At 30.7% G+C, this 26,542-nt stretch carries 18 protein-coding genes; 11 read left to right on the top strand and 7 right to left on the bottom strand.

Annotated elements, in window-relative coordinates; genetic code table 11:
- The first annotated feature begins 414 nt into the window (after positions 1 to 414).
- Positions 415 to 1,038, top strand: coding sequence for a MarC family protein (locus WHD08_RS02655; protein WP_165731246.1), 624 nt, complete (start codon positions 415 to 417; stop codon positions 1,036 to 1,038).
- Positions 1,039 to 1,153: 115 nt separating this feature from the next.
- On the opposite strand, the gene WHD08_RS02650 is transcribed toward WHD08_RS02655, so the two are convergent.
- Positions 1,154 to 5,005 carry a T9SS type A sorting domain-containing protein gene (locus WHD08_RS02650; protein ID WP_208889329.1) on the bottom strand — a complete coding sequence of 1,284 codons (3,852 nt, stop codon included), beginning with the start codon at positions 5,003 to 5,005 and terminating at the stop codon, positions 1,154 to 1,156.
- A 420-nt stretch (positions 5,006 to 5,425) separates the two neighbouring features.
- On the opposite strand from WHD08_RS02650, the gene WHD08_RS02645 reads away from it, so the two are divergent.
- Complete coding sequence (locus WHD08_RS02645) at positions 5,426 to 7,258, top strand: cation:proton antiporter (RefSeq protein ID WP_208889330.1); 1,833 nt, start codon at positions 5,426 to 5,428, stop codon at positions 7,256 to 7,258.
- A 447-nt stretch (positions 7,259 to 7,705) separates the two neighbouring features.
- Here WHD08_RS02645 and WHD08_RS02640 read toward each other — a convergent pair whose 3' ends face one another.
- Entirely contained in the window at positions 7,706 to 8,569 is an 864-nt protein-coding gene (locus WHD08_RS02640; RefSeq protein ID WP_208889331.1) for an outer membrane beta-barrel protein, read from the bottom strand.
- A 338-nt stretch (positions 8,570 to 8,907) separates the two neighbouring features.
- On the bottom strand, positions 8,908 to 9,960 hold the full coding sequence (locus WHD08_RS02635) for a WD40/YVTN/BNR-like repeat-containing protein (protein ID WP_208889332.1): 1,053 nt from the start codon (positions 9,958 to 9,960) through the stop codon (positions 8,908 to 8,910).
- Between the two features lie 47 nt (positions 9,961 to 10,007).
- Here WHD08_RS02635 and WHD08_RS02630 point away from each other — a divergent pair, with 47 nt between their 5' ends.
- Together WHD08_RS02630 and WHD08_RS02625 are read left to right on the top strand one after the other, a co-directional pair.
- Positions 10,008 to 10,976 carry a patatin-like phospholipase family protein gene (locus WHD08_RS02630; protein WP_208889333.1) on the top strand — a complete coding sequence of 323 codons (969 nt, stop codon included), beginning with the start codon at positions 10,008 to 10,010 and terminating at the stop codon, positions 10,974 to 10,976.
- A 630-nt stretch (positions 10,977 to 11,606) separates the two neighbouring features.
- A complete protein-coding gene (locus tag WHD08_RS02625) occupies positions 11,607 to 12,155 on the top strand; it encodes an REP-associated tyrosine transposase (RefSeq protein ID WP_208889334.1) in 549 nt (182 codons plus the stop codon).
- Between the two features lie 341 nt (positions 12,156 to 12,496).
- Here WHD08_RS02625 and WHD08_RS02620 read toward each other — a convergent pair whose 3' ends face one another.
- Positions 12,497 to 13,990: a S41 family peptidase gene (locus tag WHD08_RS02620; protein WP_165731239.1), complete on the bottom strand. Its 1,494-nt coding sequence runs from the start codon at positions 13,988 to 13,990 to the stop codon at positions 12,497 to 12,499.
- A gap of 156 nt (positions 13,991 to 14,146) precedes the next feature.
- Between WHD08_RS02620 and WHD08_RS02615 the strand changes: the two genes are divergently transcribed.
- The 6 genes from WHD08_RS02615 to WHD08_RS02590 all read left to right on the top strand — a co-directional run bounded on the left by WHD08_RS02615 (position 14,147) and on the right by WHD08_RS02590 (position 21,609).
- The gene (locus WHD08_RS02615; RefSeq protein ID WP_165731238.1) at positions 14,147 to 14,656 is read left to right on the top strand and encodes an RNA polymerase sigma factor; all 510 of its coding nucleotides are present in this window, start codon (positions 14,147 to 14,149) and stop codon (positions 14,654 to 14,656) included.
- The gene (locus WHD08_RS02610) at positions 14,643 to 15,065 is read left to right on the top strand and encodes a hypothetical protein (protein WP_208889335.1); all 423 of its coding nucleotides are present in this window, start codon (positions 14,643 to 14,645) and stop codon (positions 15,063 to 15,065) included. The genes WHD08_RS02615 and WHD08_RS02610 overlap by 14 nt, the downstream gene beginning before the upstream one ends.
- A gap of 41 nt (positions 15,066 to 15,106) precedes the next feature.
- Positions 15,107 to 15,613 carry a DUF4252 domain-containing protein gene (locus WHD08_RS02605; RefSeq protein WP_208889336.1) on the top strand — a complete coding sequence of 169 codons (507 nt, stop codon included), beginning with the start codon at positions 15,107 to 15,109 and terminating at the stop codon, positions 15,611 to 15,613.
- Positions 15,614 to 15,732: 119 nt separating this feature from the next.
- Positions 15,733 to 16,275, top strand: coding sequence for a DUF4252 domain-containing protein (locus WHD08_RS02600; protein ID WP_165731235.1), 543 nt, complete (start codon positions 15,733 to 15,735; stop codon positions 16,273 to 16,275).
- A 78-nt stretch (positions 16,276 to 16,353) separates the two neighbouring features.
- A complete protein-coding gene (locus WHD08_RS02595; protein WP_340833435.1) occupies positions 16,354 to 19,101 on the top strand; it encodes a kelch repeat-containing protein in 2,748 nt (915 codons plus the stop codon).
- Positions 19,102 to 19,206: 105 nt separating this feature from the next.
- A complete protein-coding gene (locus WHD08_RS02590) occupies positions 19,207 to 21,609 on the top strand; it encodes a M1 family metallopeptidase (protein WP_244183262.1) in 2,403 nt (800 codons plus the stop codon).
- Positions 21,610 to 21,823: 214 nt separating this feature from the next.
- On the opposite strand, the gene WHD08_RS02585 is transcribed toward WHD08_RS02590, so the two are convergent.
- The 3 genes from WHD08_RS02585 to WHD08_RS02575 all read right to left on the bottom strand — a co-directional run bounded on the left by WHD08_RS02585 (position 21,824) and on the right by WHD08_RS02575 (position 24,247).
- Complete coding sequence (locus WHD08_RS02585; protein ID WP_208889339.1) at positions 21,824 to 22,474, bottom strand: peroxiredoxin-like family protein; 651 nt, start codon at positions 22,472 to 22,474, stop codon at positions 21,824 to 21,826.
- Between the two features lie 185 nt (positions 22,475 to 22,659).
- The gene (locus tag WHD08_RS02580) at positions 22,660 to 23,382 is read right to left on the bottom strand and encodes a tRNA-uridine aminocarboxypropyltransferase (protein ID WP_244183263.1); all 723 of its coding nucleotides are present in this window, start codon (positions 23,380 to 23,382) and stop codon (positions 22,660 to 22,662) included.
- Positions 23,383 to 23,401: 19 nt separating this feature from the next.
- Positions 23,402 to 24,247 carry an HNH endonuclease gene (locus tag WHD08_RS02575; RefSeq protein WP_290248737.1) on the bottom strand — a complete coding sequence of 282 codons (846 nt, stop codon included), beginning with the start codon at positions 24,245 to 24,247 and terminating at the stop codon, positions 23,402 to 23,404.
- Between the two features lie 371 nt (positions 24,248 to 24,618).
- Between WHD08_RS02575 and WHD08_RS02570 the strand changes: the two genes are divergently transcribed.
- A complete protein-coding gene (locus tag WHD08_RS02570; protein ID WP_208889340.1) occupies positions 24,619 to 26,478 on the top strand; it encodes a B12-binding domain-containing radical SAM protein in 1,860 nt (619 codons plus the stop codon).
- Positions 26,479 to 26,542 lie beyond the last annotated feature (64 nt).

Below are 26,542 nucleotides of genomic sequence, written 5' to 3'. Positions count from 1 at the left end.
TGTATTGTGAAAATGAACGGCAAATATACAATTTAATTGACGTATTTATTTCTTTTGAGGCCTCCATTTTATAGCAACCTTGACCGGAAATTTACACCAAACAATTCCTAATGTTTTTTTAACTTGGATTAAAAGAAATTGAAGTACAGAATTTAGGAGTGAAATTGCGTTAGAAATACATATATCAGAATAATAGATAAAATAAAAACACTTAAAAATGCACAATTAAATAGGTTGCTTTAAGCGTATATATCCTTCCTTTTCTTTAAACTCATATAAGACCTATTTTTATGATTTTTTAGAGGTTTAAAAAGAGGATATATGTGTGTAAATATTTTAAGAAAAATATATCATAATTACTTAGGTTATAAAGAACTAATTCAATTGTTTTGCAGATTCAAAACTTTAGAATAAATGGATAATTTAATAACCTTTGCAATAACTGTTTTTACAGGCTTTTTTGCAATAACCAACCCTATCTCGAACATGACGGTTTTTGTGTCTTTAACGAGAGGTTTGGACAAAGAAACGAAAAGAGACATTAACAAACGAAGTAATATTATTGCTTTTGTAATTGTAACTGTTTTTGTGCTTTTAGGTAAATATATTTTTGAATTGTTTAATATAAGTGTCCCTGCATTTAAAATTACAGGGGGTATTTTAATATTTTACATAGGATTTGAAATGCTACAATCTAAAAAATCTGATGTAAAAAACATTAAAAATGTAGATGTTGATGAAGATATTGCGGTGTCTCCATTGGCAATTCCTATTTTGGCAGGTCCAGGAACCATTGTAACTGCTATGAATTTTGTAGCAAATGTAGAAACTATACACATTATTTTAGTGATTGCTATCTTCGGAACTATGAGTTTAATTACTTTTTATACGTTTAGATTGAGTGATTTAATTGTAAAAGTAGTAGGGAATAACGTAATTTCTGTGATTGGTAAAATAATGGGTTTAATTATTGCCATTATTGGTACAGGTATGGTAATTACAGGTATTAAAATTTCTTTTGATTTGATTACTACATAATTCCAAAGTATATTTTTTAGTTGAAATTTTTATTTCAAAGGTTTCAATACAATCATAAATAAAAAAAGCCAGTTAGTAATTTTACTAACTGGCTTTTACTTTTTAAAAAGAATGCTTAATTCTTTACAATTTTCATGGTCGTATTCAATTCAGCAATGTGTAAGACATAAACTCCTGAATGCAACCTAGCCATATTGTCTAAGGTTACTTTACCAGTTGATACATCCACTTTTTTACTAAAAACAACAGCACCTAACATATCTATAATTTTTACGGTAGCTATTGTTATATTCGTTGATGTATTTAGTTGTAAGTGTAATTTATCATCAAAAGGAATAGGAAACGTTTTAACCGTATTTACTGCATTTCTGTCAACACTTAAAACAGTTCCTTTATTTCCTGGTGAACCAATAGCAGCTTCATTTGAATCATTTACTGCGGTTGCATTCGCAAAATAAGGCGCTTTATTAATTTCACTGAATCCAGCTTTTTCAACATCATACGATTGTCCTGGATTAGAAGCTGTATCGGGATAAGTTTCAAAATCTACCATACTTCCAACCTCGGTTGGTTCTCCAATCCATAACGTTACAGCATCTCCACCGCCAGATAAACCAGCACCAGCATAGGTTCCTATTTGAACATCTGAAATTGAATAAGTTCCGCCCCAAACTGAAATATAATTATCTGTGTCTGACGCATCAACAGCAATTACAGATTCCCCTGGTTGAATAGAAGTAATTCCATTAATTAACACTGCTGAAGCAGGATCTTGAGAATCATCATCAAAATAAAGTCCACCTAATTCTGGAGTCCAAGGCAATGGTCCGTTATTAGTAATTTCAAACCAATCTGAAGTAAGATTATTTCCTTCACCATTTCCTGGCCAGATTTCTGTAATATTTAAAACAGGTCCCACAAGTTTGTTGTACGAATTTGGTGTATTAATCGCTTCACCTTCTACCGGAGTTCCTGTAACCCCATCAAAACCTTCACCATTATAGTCATTTCTTACCCAATCACTTGTACTATCTGTGTCTACACCATTTGGCACACGAGAAGCACCGCCAACTTGATTTTCATTCCCATCAAAACCAGGCGCTAAATCTAAGGCATAGACTAAATCTCCAGTTTGACTTTCCGAACTAGCAATACCATCTAGAATTGCAGACCAATAAGTGGTATCTATAGTTCCATCATCGTTGGTATCAATATCATCACCAAGTGTTCCTGTATAATCTTTCACTAATAAAAATGTAGTTGCTCCGTTTTCAAGAATATTCTCTTGGAAAGGAGTGGTCCAATATCCATTTTCATCCGTAGTACCAACCGTAAAAGTTGCATCATCTATTAAACCCGTATTTCCACTGTCTCCTTCAATTTCTACGATGGTATAATTTGAATAATCTGTATAAGGATCTCCATAAATTTCTATAAACTCTCGTGTATCTGTACCAGAATGATCGATCACAAACTCGTTAATTACCGGAGTTTTAACAAATGGTGTACCAACAGTACCTAAAGTAACCACATCACTTCTAAATTTTTTCCATTCATCACGTAAGCCTTTATTTTCTTCACCATCATTATAAATAATAGTTGCACCTAAATCTACCAATAACTTTACAGTATCTGTATCTCCATCAGTTCCCAAAAATGTCGAATTTGGTAACGAAGCCAAACCTTCAAAAGAACCATTCGCGTTTAATGCTGTTAAATCTGCATTTCTTAACTCTGGTTGGTCAGTTCCATTTCCAGTCCAAGTATATACTTTAAAGTCTGTTTTTGTTCCGAAAGGGCCACTGATTAAAATACATCCATTTTCGTTACATTCCATACTTCTTAAACTTCTACCTGCTAAATCTAGTAAAATAGGCGTTCCGAAAGTTGCAGAACCAGCTTCCATACCAGGCAAACTTGTAAAATTAGTAACCGGTATAACAATGGCTTTATTTTCTGCAGTAGAACTACGCAATCCTAAATAAGCAGTGGTTGTACTGTTTGGAGCAAGTGCCAAAGCCTCTACTTCTAAAACAGTACTTAATTGAAAATAGTTAGCACCTAATCCGTGTAGATTATTCTCATCCCAGTTTAATAAATCTGCTTGTAAACTGTTGTATTTATCGTTATAGGTTAAGTTTGATGTTGCTCCGGTTCCTGATAAAGTAGTTGTAAAAATTACAGATCTATCAGCTTCTGCTGTAGAACCAATCCAATAAATAGTATCATCTAATCTAAAAGAACCTTCTAAATCTGCTTCTTTGGTTGAACCTAAAAAACTATTAAAATCGATTTTTTTTACCGGTAAACCTGATTGATTTGCGTTATATAAACGAATCGTTTGATCTTCATCATCACCAATCCAAATATAATCATCATCTATAGCAATTCCTGTAGAACCGTCTGCAGAACCCGTATGAAAACGACTTGAATTTGGTGTAATAGAAGCTGCTGAAGCTGCATAATTAATGGTATATGTTGCAGTGTTATCTTCTGTATCTTTTACAGTGATTGTTATCGTTGAGAAACCAAAAGTACTTGGTATAATTTTTAATAATCTTTCTCCACTAGCACCCGTAAGAACTAAGTTCGAGTTAGAAACAACCGCTTCATTACTACTATTTACGGAAACAGCTAAATCTGAAAAAGCTGTATTAGAGTCAGAAATTAAAAAAGGAATACCAATGGTACTCGCAGGGTCGGTAGCATCATTTACAACACCACTTACAAAGCCAGCATTTGTTTCAGATACATCTAAAAACGATGTTAAATTAGCCGTATCTACAATGATATTTATTGTAGAAGCAGCTACTTTTTCTAAATTACCAGGAGATCCTATTGCAGATTCACCTTCATTATTTACAGCCGTAGCTGCAGGTACAAATGGTCCTTCTCCAAGAATACTAAAACTTCCTTTGGTAACATCGTAAGACTGACCAGGGTTTGTAGCTGTATTTGGGTACGCTTCAGAATCTACTCTTGTACTATTATCCGTTGGAGTAGTGGTACTTACAAATAAATTAACGGTATCTCCACCGTCGCCTAATCCTTTTCCGTCATGCGTAGCAATCTGAACATTCGTTAAGTTGTAAACGCTTTCCCAAACAGCAATAAATTCTGTAGAATTTTCATCTTTTATGGCAATAATAGATTCTCCTGGTTGTATTATGGTAACACCATTTAACAATACAGCATCGTCTGCATAATCAATTTCACCTCTATCATCTACATAATAAATGTTTCCTTCGGCAGAAGTCCATGCGCCAGAACCTATATTTGTTATTTCGAACCAATCACCAGTAAGATTGTCACCTTTGCCGTTACCAGACCATATTTCTGTAATTTGTAAATTAGGTGCTGTAGAACCTGTGTTTCCTGGAGATGCAATGGCAGCTTCTCCTTCGTCATTAGCTGCTGTAGCAACCGGAACATACGGTGCTTCACCAATCACACTAAAAGCGCCTTTGGTAACATCGTAAGATTGACCAGGATTTGCTTCTGTATCTGGATACGCTGCAGAATCTACTCTTGTGCTATTATCCGTAGGAACCGTTGCACTGATAAATAAATTAACAACATCACCACTTTTACCTAATCCTTTTCCGTCGTGTGTTCCTATTTGAACATCTGTTAGATCATAAACGTCATCCCAAACCGATGTAAATTCTGTAGCATCTTCATCTTTAATAGCAATAATAGATTCTCCTGGCTTAATAACAGCAATTCCGTTTATAAGTACAGCATCATCTATATAATCAATTTCGTCTCTATCATCAATAAAATAAAGGTCTCCCATGGCAGGAGTCCATGCTTCTGAGCCTGTATTTGTTATTTCAAACCAATCACCTGTAAGATTATTCCCCTTACTATTACCGGACCATATTTCTGTTATTTTTAAGGTTGTTTGTGAAAAACCAACAAAATAGCTAAATAAGGCTGCAGTTAAAATTGTAATTTTTTTATACATATTTTCTCTTTTAGAATAGTCACAATATTAATCTTACATCGTTAAAATAATTGAAACTTATTATTACATATTGGTTAATTAAATAAGGGTATGTAAATAAATTGTTTATTCTGAAAGCATTTTTTAAATTGTAATTAGTTTCTTTTAATTGCTTTTAAAGGAAGTAAACTGTATTCTTTTGGCGATTCTATAGAGGTTCTTTTATTCTTGACTCTTCATCCTTATTTAAAGTAGAAACCCTTTGTTTTTTTCCATCAATGATAAAAAAAGGTCTTTTAATTAAAACTAATTTTTAACATTCGATTTCTTAAAAAAATAAGTAATTAATTTAATAATCGTGATATCTTTGAACTTAATATAATGATTTGCAACTTTTGCATTTGTAATTATAAAAAGGAACAAAATAAATAAAGTGAAAATATGACAGGAAGTTTACTTTTTGTAGCAATTATATTGTTAGCAGGAGCAATTATTTGCGTGTCTATTGCCAAACGATTGGGCTTAAGTTCTGTATTAGGCTATTTGATAGCAGGTGTAGTTATTGGACCTTATATGCTAGGAGTTATTGGGGAAGAAGGACAAGATATTATGCATATTTCTGAGTTTGGAGTTGTAATAATGCTGTTTTTAATTGGTCTAGAAATTGAACCGAAGAATTTTTGGGAGATGCGAAAAACCATTTTAGGAATGGGAGGTATACAGGTTTCCCTAACCATGTTGTTATCTTATTATCTCTTTACTTCTTTTGATTATGAGTCTAAAGTTGCCTTAGTATTATCTATGGCAGTCGCACTTTCTTCTACTGCCATTGTACTACAAACGATAAAAGAAAAAGGATTGATGCATACCACTTCTGGGGCTTCTGCTTTTTCAATTTTACTATTTCAGGATATCATTGTTATTTTTATGATTGGTTCTATTCCGTTAATGGCGAGTTCTAGTCCAAAGATGCCTGCAGATAATCATGGTGGTCATGTTAACTTATTAGATGGTTTGCCAATGGAATTGCAAACGCTAGCCATTATTGCATCCGTAGTTTTTATTATTATAGCAGGTCGTTATTTAATTGTACCAATGCTACGTAAGGTTGTAAAATCTGGAGTTAGAGAACTCTTAATTGCGGCTGCTTTTTTAATTGTTTTCGGAATTTCCTTTGTTATGGAATACGTAGGCTTAAGTCCGGCATTGGGAGCATTTTTAGGTGGTGTCGTTTTATCTAATAGTGAGTTTAAGCACGAGCTAGAAAGTACTTTAGAACCTTTTAAAAACTTAATGCTAGGGCTGTTTTTTATAGCTGTTGGAGCTTCTATTAACTTTATTGTAATTCAAAATAATCCTTTTACTATTGGAGGTATTTTAGTTGCCGTTATATTTATTAAAGCCATTGTTTTATTTATAGTAGGACTTGTTTTTAAATTAAAAATAGATCAAAATTTATTGTTGACTTTTAATTTATCACAAGTTGGGGAGTTTGCTTTTGTATTGTTGTCATTTGCTTTTCAATCTAGTATTTTAGAGCAAGAACAATTAGACATTATGCTTGTAGTTACCGCCTTAACAATGGGAATTACACCTATTGCAAGTATGATTAACGAACGCTTAATTCTTCCTAGAATAGGTACAAAAGAGTCTGTAAAAAGACCCATGGACGAACATACTAAATCTGAAAAAATTATATTGGTTGGTTTTGGTCAATTTGGAAGCACTGTAGGTCGTTTTTTAAAATCTCATGATATAGAAACTACCATTTTAGATCATGATTCTAATCGTGTAGATTATCTAAGGAAATTAGGTTTTGAAGTGTATTATGGTGATGCAACACGTATGGGATTATTAGAATCTGCTGGTATTGCAGAAGCAAAGATTTTAATTTGCGCAGTAGACAATCCAGATGCTGCACATCAAATAAGTAAACAGGTTAAGAAAAAATATCCACATGTAGAATTAATGGTTAGAGCAAGAAACAGGTATGATGCTTATGAGTTGGTGAATTTAGGAATTGAAAATATTTATCGTGAAACACTAGACACTTCCTTAACCTTGGCTTGTGATGTTTTAACTAAAGTTGGTTTCGAAAAAGAAACATTAAAAAACCAAGTAGCTAAATTTATTAAGTACGACGAAGAAAGTATAAGACGTTTGGCAGCTGAACCAAAAGGAGACGATGATTATATATTTAAAAAACGTGAAGAGTACAAACAACAAGTAGAATCTTTGAAAGAAGATTTTAAGAGAGATAAAAAACAAAATTAAACTTATTATTTAATATAGGTACCTTAGATTACTTAAAGCTAGTGTTTTATACTTTGTTTTTATTACGAACCATATTAAGAAATAAACTTGTTATTAGCGTAAAGCTACATGATGTAAATAAAAATATCAGTCCTGCTTCGGTAGGACTTTTTTTGTGATTAGATTCTAATAGAAAGGAGTAAATTACTTGAATATTCAAGGTTTATTTGAATCTTTAAGTAGATTATCTACGTAGTAAAAAAGGTCTTAAAGTTGATGAAATTGATCTTTATCAATGATAAAAAAGAAGAAGTTAAAAAGAAATAGGTAAGAAGATACTGTTTAATAAAACCGAAGAAGATAAAAAAAAATGGTTGTCTAAAAGGAAGTTTTACATCAATCTGAAGCTAGTTCAGTATAACATGATTTAAAACTTTTTAGACAACCACTTGTACTTAAATAATAATACTATTTTTTACTAGAACCACTAAATTTATAAGTAACTCCAAAGTTTAATCCGAAAGAAGAATAAGGTACTTTTTGAGATAGTTTTTTTGAAGGGTCTGTGTTGTTATGAGGTAATTCGTCTACATACGTTGTTTTTTCATAAAAACCTGCAGGCAAGTTGTCTAATGAATTAACACTAGCGTATGCAACGGTTTCATCAGCTGCATAAATATCTGTATTAAACTCTGCTATTTCAGAATCTTTTCTTTTTAAACTGATTCCGTAATATTCTGCTTCCACAAAAAGAGCAAAATGTTCGTTTAAATCATAAGAATAACCCAATGCAGCCACAAAACCTAAAGGAAATTGTCCGTGATAATCTTCTACATAATTTGTTTCAGAATAAGAACCACTAGTTAAACCTAAAGCATTGTATTGTGGCTCACTTAAGAAAGCTTTATTATAAACAACCGCTTCTGTTTTACCACCAACTTTTATTAAAGCACCAATACGTCCGTAAAAGTTATTTGTAAAATTATATACCATAGAAGCAGAGGCTCCAAATGCACGTGCTCTTGCAACTGCATTTACTTCCGCAACACCTGGTATAGATGTTTCATTAATAGTTTGGTCTGCACCATGTAAATATCCTACACCTATTTCTGCACCAAATTTCTCATTAAAAAAGTAAGTTCCTCTTAATTGAAAATTTGAACCTTCTCCGTAACTACCATAATTGTTTTCTGTGGTTGTTGTAGTTGTTGTAGTTCCTGTAAGCATTCCGGCACTACTCATTGCGTAACCGCTACTTGCTGATACTTGAAATTGTGCAAAAGATGCTGTACTCACTAAAATTGCTGCTACTGCTGTAATTAATTGTTTCATACTATTTAATTTTTGAATTATTTATAAAAAGATAGAAATTATAGGCGCTACCGTATCTCAAATAAAAGGATTTGATATCTAACTATTGGAGATCATTTTAAGTGCCATAAATTAAAATCGAAGGCAAATATACTTTTTTTTTGATAAGGTTGATGAACCTAACTAAAGGTAAATAAAAACCATTGAATTATTTCGTTTTAAAGTAAAAATATTACTTATTAATTCTTAGCCATATTCGTTAAAAAGCTGATAATATTGGTATTTAATTCCCGTTTTGGTGTGTAAATGAAAATCTAAAGCATTTAATTATTAAAAAATAGTTTAACTATTTTGTGACATTAGTCTAAAATCAATTTCCCTAATTTATTATTCCCAGATAACCAAGCGGTTTTACGATCTACAAACTGAATAGCGTAATAGGCTTCTTTACTGACTTCTACCCAAGTTAGACCTCCGTTATTAGAGAATGAAATTCCTGTTTTACCAACAGCAAAAACCTCTTTTCCGTTGGTTTTAGGCACATACTGCACACAGCTTTTGTAATTAGGGTTTTGTCCGTCTGCAACTATAGTCCAAGTGAGTCCACCATCATCTGTTATGGCTTTATTGGCTTTGTTTTCTAATGGTTTTGAGTAGTCACCACCAATTACAATACCGTTATTTTTATCAGCAAAATCAATAGAATAAATACCTTGTGGTCCATCTCCTTGTACAATTGGCGTGTTGTAAATTTGCCAAGTAGTTCCATAATCATCAGACTTTAAAACGCGTGCTTTTTTTCCTCCGGATGCAATCCAAACTGTGCTTCCAATGGTTTTAATATTTGTATTACTTGCTGCAAAAAAGGCTTCACCATCCTCAAATTCTGGTAAATTAGCACACGGAATTTTATGCCAAGTATCTCCGCCATCCGAAGTTAAAAGAATAGATGCACAGTTTCCTGTAGGATCCCCAACTGCAATTCCGTGTTGGTTATCATCAAAAAACTGTAAAGCATCATAAAAAACTTTCTCGTGATGCTCTGAATATTTTAAGGTTGCTTTTCCATCTGAAAGATGATATAATAAAGCCGGATTACCAATACTTAAAGCAAAAATAGCTTTATTATTAGATGCGATACTTCTAAAATTCGGGCGAATAGAATCTTGATATTTCACTTCTAATACCCCTGGTGTCAACTCAGAATCTTCACTATCAGAAAAGAAACCAACATCTCCATTAGAACCCGCATACATAACTTCATGCTTATTGATAACCTGAATTGCACGAATGCTAACGCTGTCTATTTTAAACTCTTTTACGGTAATAGCATTGATTTCTCTAGGTTGATAATTGACTGCACAAGATGCCAAACCTAGGAAACCAAAAATAAATATGATTATTCTCTTCATTTTTGATACTTTTATAGCACTAAAATATAACAAATCATTTTTAGATAATGAAAAAAGCATTGGTAATTTCAGGAGGAGGAAGTAAAGGAGCATTTGCAGGAGGAGTTGCGCAATACTTAATGAAAAAAGAAAAAAAAGATTACGACATATACATTGGTACTTCTACGGGAAGTTTAATGGTTTCTCACTTAGCTCTTGGCAAATTAGATGAACTAAAGGAATTATATACGAATGTAAATCAGAAAACTATTTTTAGTAATAATCCTTTTAAAATAAAAAAAGTAGCTGGAGAAAAAGTGGTTACAATTCGACATTTAAATACCTTTTGGAACTTTTTAAACGGAAGAAAAACTTTTGGAGAAAGTAAAAACTTACGAACTTTAATTAAGAAAAAAATCACCAAAGAAATATATAATGAAATTAGAAAAAATAACAAAGAGGTTGTTGTAACAGTTTCTAATTTAACAGCCAATCAAATTGAATATAAGTCTATAAATGAGTGTACCTATGATGATTTTTGTGATTGGATTTGGGGTTCTTGCAACTATGTGCCTTTTATGAGTTTGTTAGAAAAAAATAATTGTCAGTATGCTGATGGTGGTTTTGGGTCTTTAGTGCCTATTAGAGAAGCTATTTTAAGAGGCGCCACAGAAATTGATGCTATTATTTTAGAAACAGAAGTTACTCAGTTTAACAAGTTGCCCGCTACAAACCCTTTTTCCTTATTGTTTGATGTGTTCGATTTTATGTTAGCACACGTAGAAAGACACAATATTACCATTGGTAAATTAGCAGCTACTAATAAAAATATTAAACTAAACTTGTATTATACTCCAACAGTTTTAACTACAAACTCTTTAGTTTTTGATGAAACTTTAATGCGTAAATGGTGGAAATCCGGTTATAAATACGCAAAGTCTAAAAGAGAGGAGTTAATGAGTGAATTTAGACCTGATGTTTTAACAGATCAAGAAATTGAAGAAGGTTTAGACGATTTAGAGGACTTAAATTTATAAGTAAATTAGTTTTTATGCTTCAGATATAGTGTTCATAAAAGCTTCGCTAGCGCGAGCGTCTCGCTCGTGACACAACAAATAAAGTACAACAAACGATTTTCGCAACGCTTGTTTGAGTCATTTATAGTGATTGTATTTTTTCTAAATTAGTATGTTTATAAAGTGTAGGCACGAGCGGGACACTCGCGCCAGCGGATAAAATTAATTAGATTATGCAATAATAACACATAACGATTGAGCGAGTACTCTTCGCTAACGCGAGCGTCTCGCTCGTGTAACAACAAATAAAATACAACAAACGATTTTCGCAACACCTGTTTGAGTCATTTATAATGATTGTATTTTTTCTAAAAGAGTATGTTTATATTGTGTGGGTACGAGCGGGACGCTCGAGCCAACGGATAAGCTTATTTAGATTATTCAATAATAACACATAACGATTGAGCAAGTACCCTTCGCTAACGCGAGCGTCTCGCTCGTGTAACAACAAATAAAATACAAGAAGCGATTTTCACAACACTTGTTTGAGTCATTATAATGATTGTTTTTTAGTCTAAAATAGTATGTTTATATTGTGTGGGCACGAGCGGGACGCTCGAGCCAGCAGGTAAACATAATAAACTTAAATATATGAGCAGAAAATATAAATTTGGAGAAAAATCAGGAGCTTATTTTATCAGTTTTGCTACGGTAAATTGGATAGATGTATTTACAAGAGATGCTTATTTTTGGTGTATTATAGAATCCTTAGATTATTGTAGAAAGAATAAGGGAATGGAAATTTATGGATATTGTATAATGCCAAGTCATATACATTTAATTTTTCGTTCTGCATTAAATGATCCTTCTGGATTAATTAGAGACTTTAAAGGTTTTACTTCAAAAAAAATGTTGAAAATTATTGAAGAAAACTCACAAGAAAGCAGAAAAGACTGGATGCTATGGATGTTTGATAGAGCTGGAAGAAAGAATAGTAACATTACAAATAGACAGTTTTGGCAACAGCATAACCAACCAATTGAAATTTGGTCTTTAAAGGTATTTGAGCAAAAACTTAAATATATTCATAATAATCCTGTAGAAACTGGTTTTGTAACGGATGTTATAGATTGGAAATATAGTAGTGCTAGAAATTATGGAAATAACGACTCAAGTATCTTAGAAATAGATTTGAATTAGATTACGAAAAAACAAAGTTACATAACTATTGAATTTGTATTCACGCTAGCGACAGCGGAGTTGTTGAGTTAAGATCTGTACAAATAATGTTACATTACCATAGAAATAGCATTCACGCTAGCGCGAGCGTCTCGCTCGTGACAAATTAATAAAAAGGCAGCAAGCAAGTTACAAAAAGCATTTATAAGATGTTTTGATGACTAGATTTTTAATAAAATAACACGTTATGAGTATAGACACGAGCGGGACGCTCGCGCTAGCGGAGATAGTGGAAACAAAAAAAATAGAATAAAAAAGCAGTTGTATTTACAATTACTTTTTTATTCTATTTTTAAGATATATTATTTTAAATCTACATACATATTATTACTTGCTGGAGTAGCAAGTTTAGAATTATAAATTTCTGGACTTTCTTGAACATTTGTTTTAAAAACTCCTTTTGCCTCGGGGGCAGTTATGTATTCTATAGTTATTGCTAATAAAGGCTCTGAAGGATCTCCTAAATCACCTAAATTACCATAATCTTCTGCTAATTCAACTCCTGGTAATGTTACTTCTGGAGTAAAGCCATTAATTTCATCTTGATTGTCTTTATTAGATATTTTTAAAACAATAGGTTGCATTGCATATGTATGATTAACATTTAAATTAGCACCTGTTCTAGAGTAATCTTCAGAGTCATATAAAGTAATAGACCCTACTTGTTTCCCTCGTGTTGTTGTACCTACAAGCACAACATTTATATAAGGTCTTAAAGCATTTATAACCAATTCTGAGGCTGATGCGGTACTACCTGAAACTATAAAATAAACTGTAGCAAGGTTTAAGCTATTTATAGATTCTTGCAAAATAACAGCTCCATTTTCATCGGTATTCTTTATTTCATTTGGAAAATAATCAATCAAATTATCAGGGTTAAAGACTTTCATCGCTTTTTCATTCCATACTTGTTTAGAAAAAACGTTATCAGTAGGTTGTGTACTTATCATACTACCTAAATAAGTTGCTGTTCTAACAGAACCACCACCATTATAACGTAAATCTATAATTAAATCATCTACAAGTTGTGTCTCAAAATAATTGAAAGCTGCGTTTAACTCTCCGTCAAAAGAACTAGAAAATTGATTGTATAATAAGTAACCAATTTTTTTACCACTATCATTAATAACTTTAGAAATTGCAACAGGGTTTTCTGTTACGAGTTCTTTTGTTAAAGAAATTGTTGTGCCATTAGCTATAGGAATTCCATCCTTAAAATCTGCCAAACCAATTTCTAAATTGGTATTATTACTAAAAAGTAAGCTTTGAAAATTGTTTTCAGTTAATTGTGTTCCGTTAACAGTCGTAAAAATCATACCTCTTGTAACTCCTTTTATATCTGCATCAGAAGTAGGTATTACATATCTCACATACCCATAAACATTGGTAGCGTTAACGCTGAAAAGATTTATGCCAAACTCCATTCCCGTGCTTAGATTTATTCCTTCAAAAGAGTTTTCTAGAGCTACATAATCATCAACAATCCAAGAAAAACGGTCGTACCCTTTTTCATTTAGACCATAACCATTTTCTTCTGTGTATAATAAATTATCAAATAAATTTTCTGGAGATGAAGAACCTTCTAAATAACTATTTAATTGATTCTGATTGCTAAAACGTAAATCAGCTAAATCAGGAACATCACTTTGCCATAAATAGTAAGCATTTAGACCACCCCAAATAAAATTTTCAACCTCTAAATCAGTGGGAATGCCATCTTCACTTTTATCACAATTAATAAAGAGTAGGGAAATTATAAAAAAGACAATTACTTTAGGGAATAATTTAAACGTCATGAATTTATGTTTATAGAATACAACGCAATATAAAAAGAAATAGTATTATTTTTAAATATGTTGTAACAAAATATATTGTGCATCGTCTTAATTATGTAAACCGATAATAACAATATAAAACTAGTATATGTTTACAAGAAAAATCAACCAAACCAAATGAACCAGTCAGACTTTTTAAAAGTTGTTTTACCCTTTAAGGATAAAGTCTTCCGTTTAGCAAAAAGACTTTTAGTTTCTACAGAAGAAGCTGAAGATGCTACACAAGAGCTGATCTTTAAATTATGGAAAAGCAAAGAAAAGATTGCTGATTATAAAAATGTTGAAGCGTTTGCAATGACCATGACAAAAAACTATTGTTATGACCGTTTAAAAAGTAAACAAGCAAGTAATTTAACATTAATACACAGTAATTATAAAGAAAAAGATACGTCTCTAGATAAGCAAGTAGAACATCGAGACAGTGTAAACCAAGTACACCAATTGATAGAAGCATTGCCAGAGCAACAAAAAATTATTATTCAATTAAGAGATATTGAGCAATATGATTTTGATGAAATCTGCAAAATGGTAGACATGAAACCAACAGCAGTAAGAGTTGCGCTATCTAGAGCAAGAAAAACAATAAGAGAACAATTAATTAAAAAACATAACTATGGAGTTAGCTAACATAGAAAAATTAGTAGAAAAATACGAAAACGGAGAAACGTCTTTGCAAGAAGAAACAACCTTAAGAAACTATTTTACAGGAGGGTCTGTTGCACCACATTTGCAAGAATACGAATACATGTTTAACTATTTTGCTACTAGCAAAGATGAAACGTACACAAAAACCATTGAGTTAGAACCTAAGAAATCTAAAAAGAGCAACTTAAAATGGTTATCTGTGGCTGCGTCTGTAGTCTTATTATTTAGTGTATTTATTGGTCAGCAAGAATACGAAAGATACCAAGCTAAAAAACAATTCGAACAAATAAGTAAAGGGTTAATGCTTTTATCTGCTAACCTTCAAAAAGGAGAGCAAGCGGTAGCAACCTTATACACGTATGAAGATACCGTAAAAAAAATATTAAAATAAAAACCAAGTAACAATAGTAAAGCCAAGTAAACACAGAAATTATGAAAAAAATAGCAATATTAATAGCGTTAGTGATTGCCCCAATGGTAACCAGCGCACAGTCCTTTTTTGACACTTTAGAAGATATGAATGGAGTAGACATGGTAGTTGTTACCAAAGATGCTTTTGAGTTAATCTCTAAATTTAAAAATGTTCAAGTAGACGATAATGAAGGTATGAAAGTCTTTCAAATGATTCAAGATTTAAAAGAATTTAAAATGTTTTCTACCAAAGACACAGACATCGCAAACAAAATGGAAGCGATGGCAAATACCGCAATTAAAAAACAAAATTTAACACAGTTAATGCGAATTAAGGACGATAATTCTCGTGTGAAAATTTACGTAAAATCTACACCAAACAAAGATTATGTGAGTGAAGTTTTAATGTTTATTAAAGGTATTGATAAACAAACAAGTGGACAGGCAGACGCGATCGTTGTTTCTTTAACAGGAAACATAGATATTAATAAAATGTCTGAATTAGCGGATACTTTTTCTAAAAATTAAATCATTAAAATAATGTCTGTTTGAGCGCAGTCGGAAACTTTATCTGTTCTAAAAAGATAGCAATAATTTTCAACTGGGCTCAAAAAGGCACTTTTATCAACAAAAACTTAAAATAAATCATGAAAAACACAACCAAAATACTTTCTCTTTTATTACTTGTCTTGATGATTACTTCATGTAAAAATGAAAAATCATTACAAGGATATTTAGTAGAAAGCCAAGAAAAATCGGGTTTCATAACTGTAGATATTCCTACAAGTTTTTTACAATTAAAGTCTGAAGATGTTTCCGAAGAAGTAAAAGAAACCTTAAAAAGTATTCGAAAAGTTAACGTAGTAGCTTTACCAATTAAAGGAAATGAAGCTGCGTATGAAGTTGAGAAAATTAAATTAAAAAGTATTTTTAAAGATAATGAAGATTATAAATCTTTAATGTCTCTAAAAGCGCAAGGAATGAATGTAAGCATTTATTATACTGGTGATACTGAATCTATAGATGAAGTAATTGCTTTTGGTTACGGTAATGAAATTGGAGTAGGAGTTGCCCGTTTATTAGGCGATAACATGAATCCTGCTAAAATTATAGAAATGATGAATAGCGTAAAATTTGATGGAGACAATGTGAATCTAGATCATTTTAGTGCCATTTTTAAAGGGAAATAGAACTTAATTTTTTTATCTGTAAAAGCTGTAATTTCATTAGAAGTTACAGCTTTTTTGTTATTATATTTGTTAAAAAATATGAATTTAAAGATTAGTTTATTAATATGTCTCTTTTTTCTTATTATTTCTTGTGAATCTAATGAAAGTGTTGAGGAAAAAGTAATTCCAGATGTAAAAATTATTTCACATACTATTTTAGAGAATAATGAAAATTTTATAAAAACTCAAGTTGATTTAGAATTTTCAGACTCAAAAAATAAATTTTTAGAAGAACATGGTGTTTTTTGGTATAAAAAATCAACTCCTAAAAGAAAAATTAACTTTGGGGTTTTAGAAGCATCTCATTTTACAGCAGCTATTTCACAAGGTTTATTAAAAGATTCTATTTATAAAACCTATCCATTTATTAAGTTTCAAGACAAATATATTTATGGAGATACTATCACTTTCAAAAGTTTATTTACTTCTATTATAACAGTAAATGAAATTTTACCTAAAAATGGGTTTATAAATGATACAATTCAAATTATTGGTAAAAACTTTTGTGTAGAAGATTTTAGGAATAGTGTTTACCTTGGTCAATTTTCTCAATTAGATATTATTTCTGAATCAGATACTTTAATTAAAGGTACTATTCCTGCTTATTTAAAAGAATCAACACTTCCTTTAACTCTTAAAACCTGTAACACAACCACGCAAATAAAAGATGAATTTACGATAGATGAACCTATTTTAGATTCTTTAAGTTCTGGAGAAAAATATATAGGAGATGAATTAACCATTTATGGGAAAAACATTCATTCCTCAATCTCTGAAGTTTGGATAGACAATATAAAAGTAGAAGTTTTAAATAGTAATTCCATAGATAGTTTTTCAGTTAAAATCCCTAAAAATTTATCTATAGGTAAAGTAAATTTTAAATTAAAGGTAATTGATAAAGTAATTGAAAAGGAAAAATATTTCCAAACAACAACTCCATTTATAGAGAGCTTATTGCCACAAAAAGTTGGTTTTCTAGACACTTTAACCATCAAAGGAAATTATTTTAAACAGAAGAACTCTCAATTAAAAGTATATGTAGGAAATAGTTTTCAAAGTATAGTAAGTCATAAAAAAAACGAAGTTAAAATTTTTATTGACCGATATTTTAACGAAACAGAGCCAAAAGTAAAATTAGAATTTAATGACTTTACGATTGAAGAACCTGTTCAAATAAAACCTCCAGTTATCAAAGGTTTCAATAAAGAGATTTATCATTTAAACGAAACTAATTTTGTGATAAAAACAGAAAGTTTTTTAGATGATGATATAGAAATAGGAGGAAGAGCAAAAACATTTGGAGTTAAAAGTGAAGTTGATGTATCAGGTAATTTAGGTTTATCTCTAAATAGTTGGTTAGACATTGATTTTTATAGTTGGGGATATAATCTAACAACACCTGGTAGTTTAGAGATTAAAATTAAAACACAGTTTGGAGAAGATTCTAAATTGGTTAAAATTCATAAACCAGAAATAACTTCGGTAAATAAAGAAGAGTTTTTATATAATGATCATATTATTTTAACAGGAAATAATTTTGCATATAGAAGTTTTACAAAAGTTTATATAGATAATGAAGAAGTGCCTTTTCAATCAAATTCAACTTATACGCTAAATAATAGTAAAATAGAATTTCCTTTAAATATAAATACAACTGCAGGAAAGCATAAACTTTACGTAATTACTGCTGGGCAAAAATCTAATGAAATAGAATATAATATTAAAAAAACAGAAGTTTTTTCTTTAAATAAAAATATGGGTACCAGAAAAGACCTTTATGAAATTCAAGGGAAAAATCTTAAAAAACTAGAAATAACTGCAGATAATTTTTATGTTTTTCAAATAAGTGAGGAAGATGAAAAAGTTACGTTTAGATTACCTTATTTTAATAAATTAAAACCAAGTTTTAAAATTACAGCTTCAAGTGGTGACCAAAAATTTGATTTAGGTACTTTTAATGGTATCGAACCTTATGATATTTTTGAAGATGCTTTTGAGAATGATGTTCGTTATTATAAAAAACACATTACTTTTTCTGATGAAGAAAATTGGTATTATTGTAATAATGATGGTGTTTTTAAGTTTTCGTTAATAAAACATAAATGGGAAGTTTTCGATACAAATTCGCCTCCTTTTAATACCCCTCTTTTTGGAGAAAGCACATTTGTTTCTTTGGAAAATGGAATCGCAAAATATGCAATTGGAAGCCAGTTACATACTTACAACACAAATACTAAAGAATGGAATCTAATAAATCTAAAAAACATAAGTATAAAAACAGGTATTGTAGTTGGTGATTTTATTTATGCAAAACAATATGATAAAATAAATTTTATAAAATATAATTTAAAAAATCAAACATTTGAAGATTTAAATAAACCATCAGATTTAAATATATCTTTTGAGAATATTACTTTTGGAGACAATAAAATATTTATAAATCCAGTGCAAGGAAGTGGATATTATTTTGATATTACGAATGATACTTGGAATAATATAGGAAGACCAAGGAATTTTTCAGGAACTTACAATAATGTTGCTCTAAAATATTTTAAAGGAAATTTATATTTTAGTGGTGGTTATACAGATGGGGGAATAGAACATAGATTGTATGAGTATAATTTAATCTCAAATTCTTGGACAGAGAAAACACCAATGCTGCAAAAACTATTGAGTCATTCTATGTTTATAAAAAATGGTAAAATCTACTTTAGTCTTGGCATGAATGAAAATTATAGTATAAATTCTAATATTCAAGTTTATGATTTTATTAATGACCCGAACTAGTTTAACGGGTAATTAACGTTATATGGTATCGTATTTGCTAATTTTGTTTTAATAATAACACTATTTATGATAATTAAAAAAGTTTCATTTCTCCTTTTAATATTGATGAGTTCAATAAGTTTTTCTCAAACTTATAAAACCTATAAACCAGAAAGAGATAAAATTCACAGTTTGGTGCACACAAAATTAAAAGTAGATTTTAATTTTAGCGAAAAACAATTAAACGGGGAAGCTTGGGTTACTGCAAAACCTCATTTTTATGCAACTAATAAAATTACATTAGATGCAAAAGCGATGCTAATTCATCAAGTTTCTTTAAATAACAAGAACTTAGACTATAATTATGATGACGGTAGCATTGTTATTGATTTACCAAAAGAATATAAAAAAGACGAAGAATTTACGCTTTATATAAAATACACTGCACGCCCAGAAAAAGTACAACAGAAAGGAAGCGCAGCAATAACTGATGCAAAAGGATTGTATTTTATAAATGCTGATGGTTTAGATAAAAACAAGCCAACTCAAATCTGGACACAAGGTGAAACGGAAGCAAGTAGCTGTTGGTTTCCTACTATAGACAGTCCGAATCAAAAAACTACACAAGAAATTTATATCACCGTTCCAGATAAGTTTGTGACACTTTCTAACGGAAAATTAGAAAGTTCAATTAAGAACGGAACAAACAGAACCGATTATTGGAAAATGGATCAAAAGCATGCGCCTTACTTATTTTTTATGGGAGTAGGAGAGTATGAGGTTATTAAAGATTCTTATAAAAATATTCCTGTAGATTACTATGTAGAAAAAGAATATGCTCCGTATGCCAAAGATATTTTTGGTCTAACTCCAGAAATGATTGGTTTCTTTTCTGATATTTTAGGCGTAGAATATCCTTGGAATAAATACAGTCAAATTGTAGGAAGAGATTACGTTTCTGGTGCCATGGAAAATACAACAGCTGTAATTCACGGAGAACAAGCATACCAAACACCAGGTCAATTAATTGATGAAAACGTACAGGAAAATACTATTGCACACGAAATTTTTCATCACTGGTTTGGTAATTTAGTAACTACAGAAAGTTGGTCTAACTTAACTTTAAATGAATCTTTCGCTAATTATAGCGAGTATTTATGGAGAGAACATAAATATGGGAAATTAGATGCAGACATGCACTTATTTGAAGATAGTCAGGCGTATTTAAGTGGACAAAATACTGACAAACATTTGGTTCGTTTTAATTACGTGGACAAAGAAGATATGTTCGATTTAGTAAGCTATAATAAAGGTGGTGCTATTTTACATATGTTGAGAAATTATTTAGGTGATGAAGCTTTTTTCTTAGGATTAAAAACTTTTTTAAATGAAAATAAATACAAAGCAGCAGAAGTACATCAATTAAGATTGGTTTTTGAGAAAATAACTGGTAAAGACTTAAATTGGTTTTTTAACCAATGGTACTTTGGTGCTGGACACCCAAGAATAGAGGTTTCTTACGACTATAACACCATTCAGAAAAAAGTAACTGTAAACCTGTTACAGTTAAATGTAAATGAGTTTAAATTCCCATTAGCCATTGATATTTTTGAAAATGGAAAAAAAACAAGACATAACGTTTTTGTAAATGGAAATGACGCTTCTTTTACGTTTCCTTACACAAAACAGCCAACGTTAATTCAGATAAATGCTGACGGGGTTTTATTATCTGAAATAACAGAAAACAAGGTTTTAAATGATTATATATTTCAGTTAAAAAATGCAGAGAACTATCAACATAGAAGAGAAGCTTTGTTAGAAGTAGCTAAGAAACAGGAAGAAAAAGATGCCTTTAATGCTGTTGAAGCTGCAATGAGTGATGCTTCTTACAAAATTAGAATACTTGCTTTACAGAAAATCGACTTAATTAATAAGTTTTCTAAAAAAGATGCCATTAGTAAAATAATGCAAATGGCTAATAATGATGATAAAACATTGGTGCAGGCAACAGCAATTGAAACTTTGGGTAAATTAACAGACCCAGCGTTAAAAACAATCTTCGAAAAAGGACTGGAAAGTAAATCGTATTCTGTTATAGGGAAATCTTTGGTTGCTATGTATTATATAGATAAACCTACAGCAATTGCTAAATCTAAAGAGTTACCAGATGAAATTAAAAAGATATTGGCAACGCCACTAACACGAATTTATATTGAAGAAAAAGACGAAAAAGAACTTCCTTTTATAGCAAAGAGTGTGTTATCTGGAATGTTTTTAACTGGAGACGATACTACCAAAAGTTTGTATCAAAAAGCATTTAAACAAATCTCTGAAAGCAATAATTCTGAGGCAATTCAGAATTTAGTAGAAGATATGGTAGTGAAAGGAAATCAATATAAATCCTTTAATTTTGATAAAGTGGTAATCAATTTAATGAGAACCATGATAAATGATCAAAAAACCAAAAACACAGAGAATAAAGTTAGAAATACAGAAATTATTAAGGAAGGAATGGCAAAGTTATTATAGATAACTGTTGATTAACCTACTGTATATTTTTAGTTTAAGTTAACTTCCATAATATTATTCAAATATTATTTTGATAAAAAAACTTGTATCGAGACCACTAATCTTAGAAATTAAAATTAGTGTTCTTAATACAAGTTTTGTTCATTTAAATAGTAAAAGCCACAAGAATAAACCGGCTTTTATTCAGATTTAAAAAAAGAGTTTTATTTGTTGTTTAAGACATCTTTTTCAAAGCCTTAATAATTTCTTCTGGTTCAGAGCGTGTTCTATAATCTACATTTACATAGTTCCAAGCCACTACACCATCAGATTTTAATATAAAAGTAGCTGGTATTGGCAACACACTACCATTTCCATTGTTTATTTTTTCTAAATCTAAACCACGATCAGCTCGCATGTGTTCTGCTAAAAACTCTGGTACTTCCCAAGCAACACCATATTCTGATGCTACTTTTGCATCTTGGTCAGACAGAACAATAAAATCCATTTCACTAATCTCACTTTTTGTCAAAGAACCATCTGGTACTTGCGGACTAATAGCAACTAATGTAGCTCCCAAAGATTTAATTTCGCTCAATTTTGCTTGTAAAGCTCTTAGTTGTAAATTGCAATACGGACACCAATCACCACGATAAAATGTAATTACTAGAGGACCATTTTCTAATAAAGAACCTAAAGAAATTAATTTTCCTTCAGGGTTAGGTAATTCAAAAAAAGGAGCTTTTTCTCCTACTTTCAGCGCATTTTTTCCATCTTCAAAAGCTTTTGCCTTGGCTATAATTTCATCAACTCCTTTCATAAAATTAGGATTGTTTTTTCTTCCTGCTGCTATTTTTGCGTCCGTTTGTTCTCTTAGGTTATTCATTATTTTCTGTAATTAGTTTTTAGCGATATTTCAAATGTAAATATTTATTAGGCTGTTTTATGTGAAATTAATATTAAAACTTAAAGTAGAATTCTAATTAATTTTAAAAGAATATTTTTAAGCATTACTAAAATTGATTAAAAGCAAACACCTAGAAAACTACATAGTTTCTGTAAATCTATTTATTACTGTTCAAAAATGATACTTCGCTCTGTAGTTTTTTTATACAGGTTCTTGGAAATTTCTGCGCTATTTTCTGCAGCACCATAGTTTTTACTAGTTGGGTCTAGCGTATATTCTAGTTGATATGCTATCATTTTATAAAAAGGAATCAAAAATTTTTTGGTATTACATTGCTCTAAGTCGGCTTCTTTTAATAAGTTTAAAACTGTATAAACCGACTCTATGGTGCTTAAACAAAGAGGATCTGGCTGTTGCTTAATAATAAATTTCGATTTAATCTGATTATCAAAACTCACTCTTTTTAGGGCTTGCAAGTTGGTGCTCAATTTTAGCATTTTACGAGCGCAAGGCCAAGTGCCATCCAAAATAAAAATATGTGCATTAGTTCCTATAACCGTTTGCGTTTCAGTATTATTACTTGTCGATAAATTAAAGCTTTCTTTACCCGGATATAATAAGAAAAACGTACTATTTTCTTTTGCTAATATTTCATTGATCCGTTTATTATTAGTAAAATCGACACCTACTATTATTTCTGAATTTTCAAGTTGAAGATTCGTCATATAGCCGGTTCCTTTTTTTTCTTTTTTATATTCCTTTGGGTGCATCAAAATAACAAATCGTGTCTGAGTTTGCAATGTATTAATATGCTCGCAAATACAAGTACTTGAAGACCGCATGCATTTGTAACATTTTATTCTCGTTTCTTTTATCTCTACTGGCAAATTGAATCTCTTTTTGTTTTTAATATGTACTCTTTCCGTAGTGCGCATGTCTATGGCAATTTGGACATAAAGCTGCTACGTTTTTTAAAGTGTCTTCTCCTTTTTCAGATAATGGTATTTTATGATGAACTTCAAGATATGGAGAATTGTTTTTATCCCTGATAAAAGGAGCGTCTTTATTACATTTTTCACACTTTCCTTTTGCTCTTTTCAAAGCATCAATTATAACAAATGGATTTCTTTGATAATCAACTTTATTTATAATTATTTGTTTTGGAATTTTATTGTAATTAGCCGATTTTTTTAGCCTTTCGTTTTTAGTTAATTTTATAGATTCCTCAATTTCTTTTTCGAGTTCTTGTCGATATTTTTCTTGACTCTTAATAGTTTCAATCTTCTTATTTATTGGTTTTTCAATGTAGTTACCTAAGCATTTAAAAAATATAAAGTTAATTAATTCATTAATGTCTTCTGGGGATTTAACTTCTTTTATATAGCCTTCTTTTTTAGACTTCTCTATTTCTTTGTTTTTACTATTAGTAGGTGTAACCTTTAGATATGTAAAATCTTTTTTTTCTTCAAATTTATCAAACCATAATCTAATGTAAAAAGTGAAATGCTTTTTCCCTAGAGAAAGTGCAAATTCATGTCTTTTATGTGTTCCAAAAAAATCTTTAGATTTCTCCTTTGTATCCTTTAACTGAAATTCATATTTAAATTCTTTTTTATGTTTTATTTGAACGGTATTACAGATAAAAGTAGAATCAACTTTTGATCGAAATTCATTCATAAAACACTCAATTAAGTTCCAGTTTGGTGAATCTACCAAATGCTGAATTAACTCTATGTTGTTGAATCTTTTCACTTTTTTTTATTTGTTTGAACTTTTAAAAATCTTATTAGGCACTATATAGTGAATTAATTTATTTGCAGAGTTAAGTGATTTTAATTCAAAATAAATCTTAATAATTTAAAAAACTTTAATTTCCGAAAAATCTTTACTATCAAAAATGTATTTTCCATTTTAGCATTTTTAATTACAGCTAAGGTTTAAAATAGGATTCGACGATATATAGCGAATTTAATATTTTTCACTCATAATAATCTAAAGTTAAAAAGTAGGTTATAACAACTTATCAACCAAAAATCTATTTCCACAGCGTCATGCATAAAAACCATCCAAAGTTTTAACCACAGTTCCCTAATCAGATAGTATCTTTGCACTTTATTTTATTTATGTCTATAAACACACTTTTAATTACTCCGCCTTTTACACAATTAAACACGGCGTATCCTGCAACCGCATACATCAAAGGATTTTTAGATTCTAAAGACGTACCCACAACACAAATGGATTTAAGTATCGAGTTGTTTACGGCTGTGTTTACCAAAGAATTTATAGACGCTATTTTTAAACAAGCAGCAATGTTGGGCAATAAAGAATTGCCTTTGGTTTGGAAACAAAAGGAAGAATACATTAATAAAGTAGATTCTGTAATGGATTATTTGCGAGTGCAAGAAGTTACAGCTGCATATCAAATAGTACATAAAGATTATTTACCACACGGACATAGGCGAATAAAATTAGATAAAGATTTAAGTACTGAGTTTGGGAAATTAGGAATATTAGACAAAGCAAAACATATTGCTACCTTGTTTGTAGAAGAATTGGGTGATTTCATCAATGTGAATGTAGATGAATTTTTCTCCTTTACACGCTATGCAGAACAAATTGGTAGAGCTGCTTCTAGTTTTGATGTGTTAGACGACTGCTTACAGTTTGAAACTACGTTGATAGAAGACGAAATGTTGTATATTTTAGATGAGAAATTACAACAAAATTCGTATGATTTAATCTGTTTTACAGTTCCTTTTCCTGGTAATTTATTTTCTGCTTTGCGATGTGCGCAGTTTATAAAACAAAATTATCCAGAGATTAAAATAGGAATGGGTGGTGGTTATTGTAACACCGAATTAAGAAGATTATCAGACCCAAGAATTTTTGATTTTGTAGATTTTATCACTTTAGATGATGGTGAAGGTCCGTTGTTAAAAATTACAGAATTTTTAGGCGGAAAAATAGGAGAGGAGTCTTTAGAGAGAACTTATATCTGTAGAGATAACAAAGTGATTTATGCAAATAAATTGCCAAATACCATTTTCCATCATAAGAATTTACCAGCGCCAAGTTATATTGGTTTGCCTACAGAAAAGTATTTGTCTTTTTTAGATGTAATGAATCCGATGCATAGAATGTGGTCTGACGGAAAATGGAACAAACTCACTATTTCTCATGGTTGTTATTGGAAGCAATGTTCTTTTTGTGATGTAACTTTAGATTATATTGGTAATTACGAAAACACAACCGCAGAAGATTTAGTAAATAAAATTGAAAAAATAATTTCAGAAACAGGTATTACAGGTTTTCATTTTGTGGATGAAGCTGCGCCTCCAAAAATGCTAAGAGCTTTAGCAAACAAGTTAATGGAGCGAAAAGTGTACATTACTTGGTGGACAAATATTCGTTTCGAAAAAACGTTTACACCAGAATTATGTGCTTTACTTTCTAAATCTGGTTGTATTGCCGTAACTGGCGGATTAGAAGTTGCATCTGATAGATTGTTGGCAAAGATGAAAAAAGGTGTAGATATCGGTCAAGTTGCACGAGTTACCAAGGCTTTTTCTGATGAAAATATTATGGTACATGCGTATTTAATGTTTGGTTTTCCTACAGAAACAGCGCAAGAAACCATCGATTCTTTAGAAGTTGTGCGTCAGTTATTTTATCATAATTGTATTCAATCTGCATTTTGGCATCAATTTGCGTGTACAAGCCACAGTCCGGTTGGTAAAAATCCTGATGAATTTGAAATTAATATTATTGGTCCGGAATTTAAAGGTTTTGCAGAAAATGATTTGTATCACGAAGATCCAACAGGAGCAGAGCATCATTTATACAGCCAAGGATTAAATTCTGCTTTAAATAATTACTTAAATCACAAAGGATTTGAAATTCCTTTACACGAATATTTCGATTTTAAAGTTCCTAAAATAACTTTAGAAAATACATTAATAGCAAATTATTTAAAAGTGTAATTTTTTTAGAAGCTATTTCCTGCTTTCACTACTCGCTTTTTTTATCCTTTTATAAGGATAAAAA

The organism is Polaribacter sejongensis (assembly GCF_038024065.1).
Lineage (GTDB): Bacteria > Bacteroidota > Bacteroidia > Flavobacteriales > Flavobacteriaceae > Polaribacter > Polaribacter sejongensis.
Note: the sequence above shows the minus strand (reverse complement) of the source record. Positions and strands in the feature narration are given on the sequence as shown.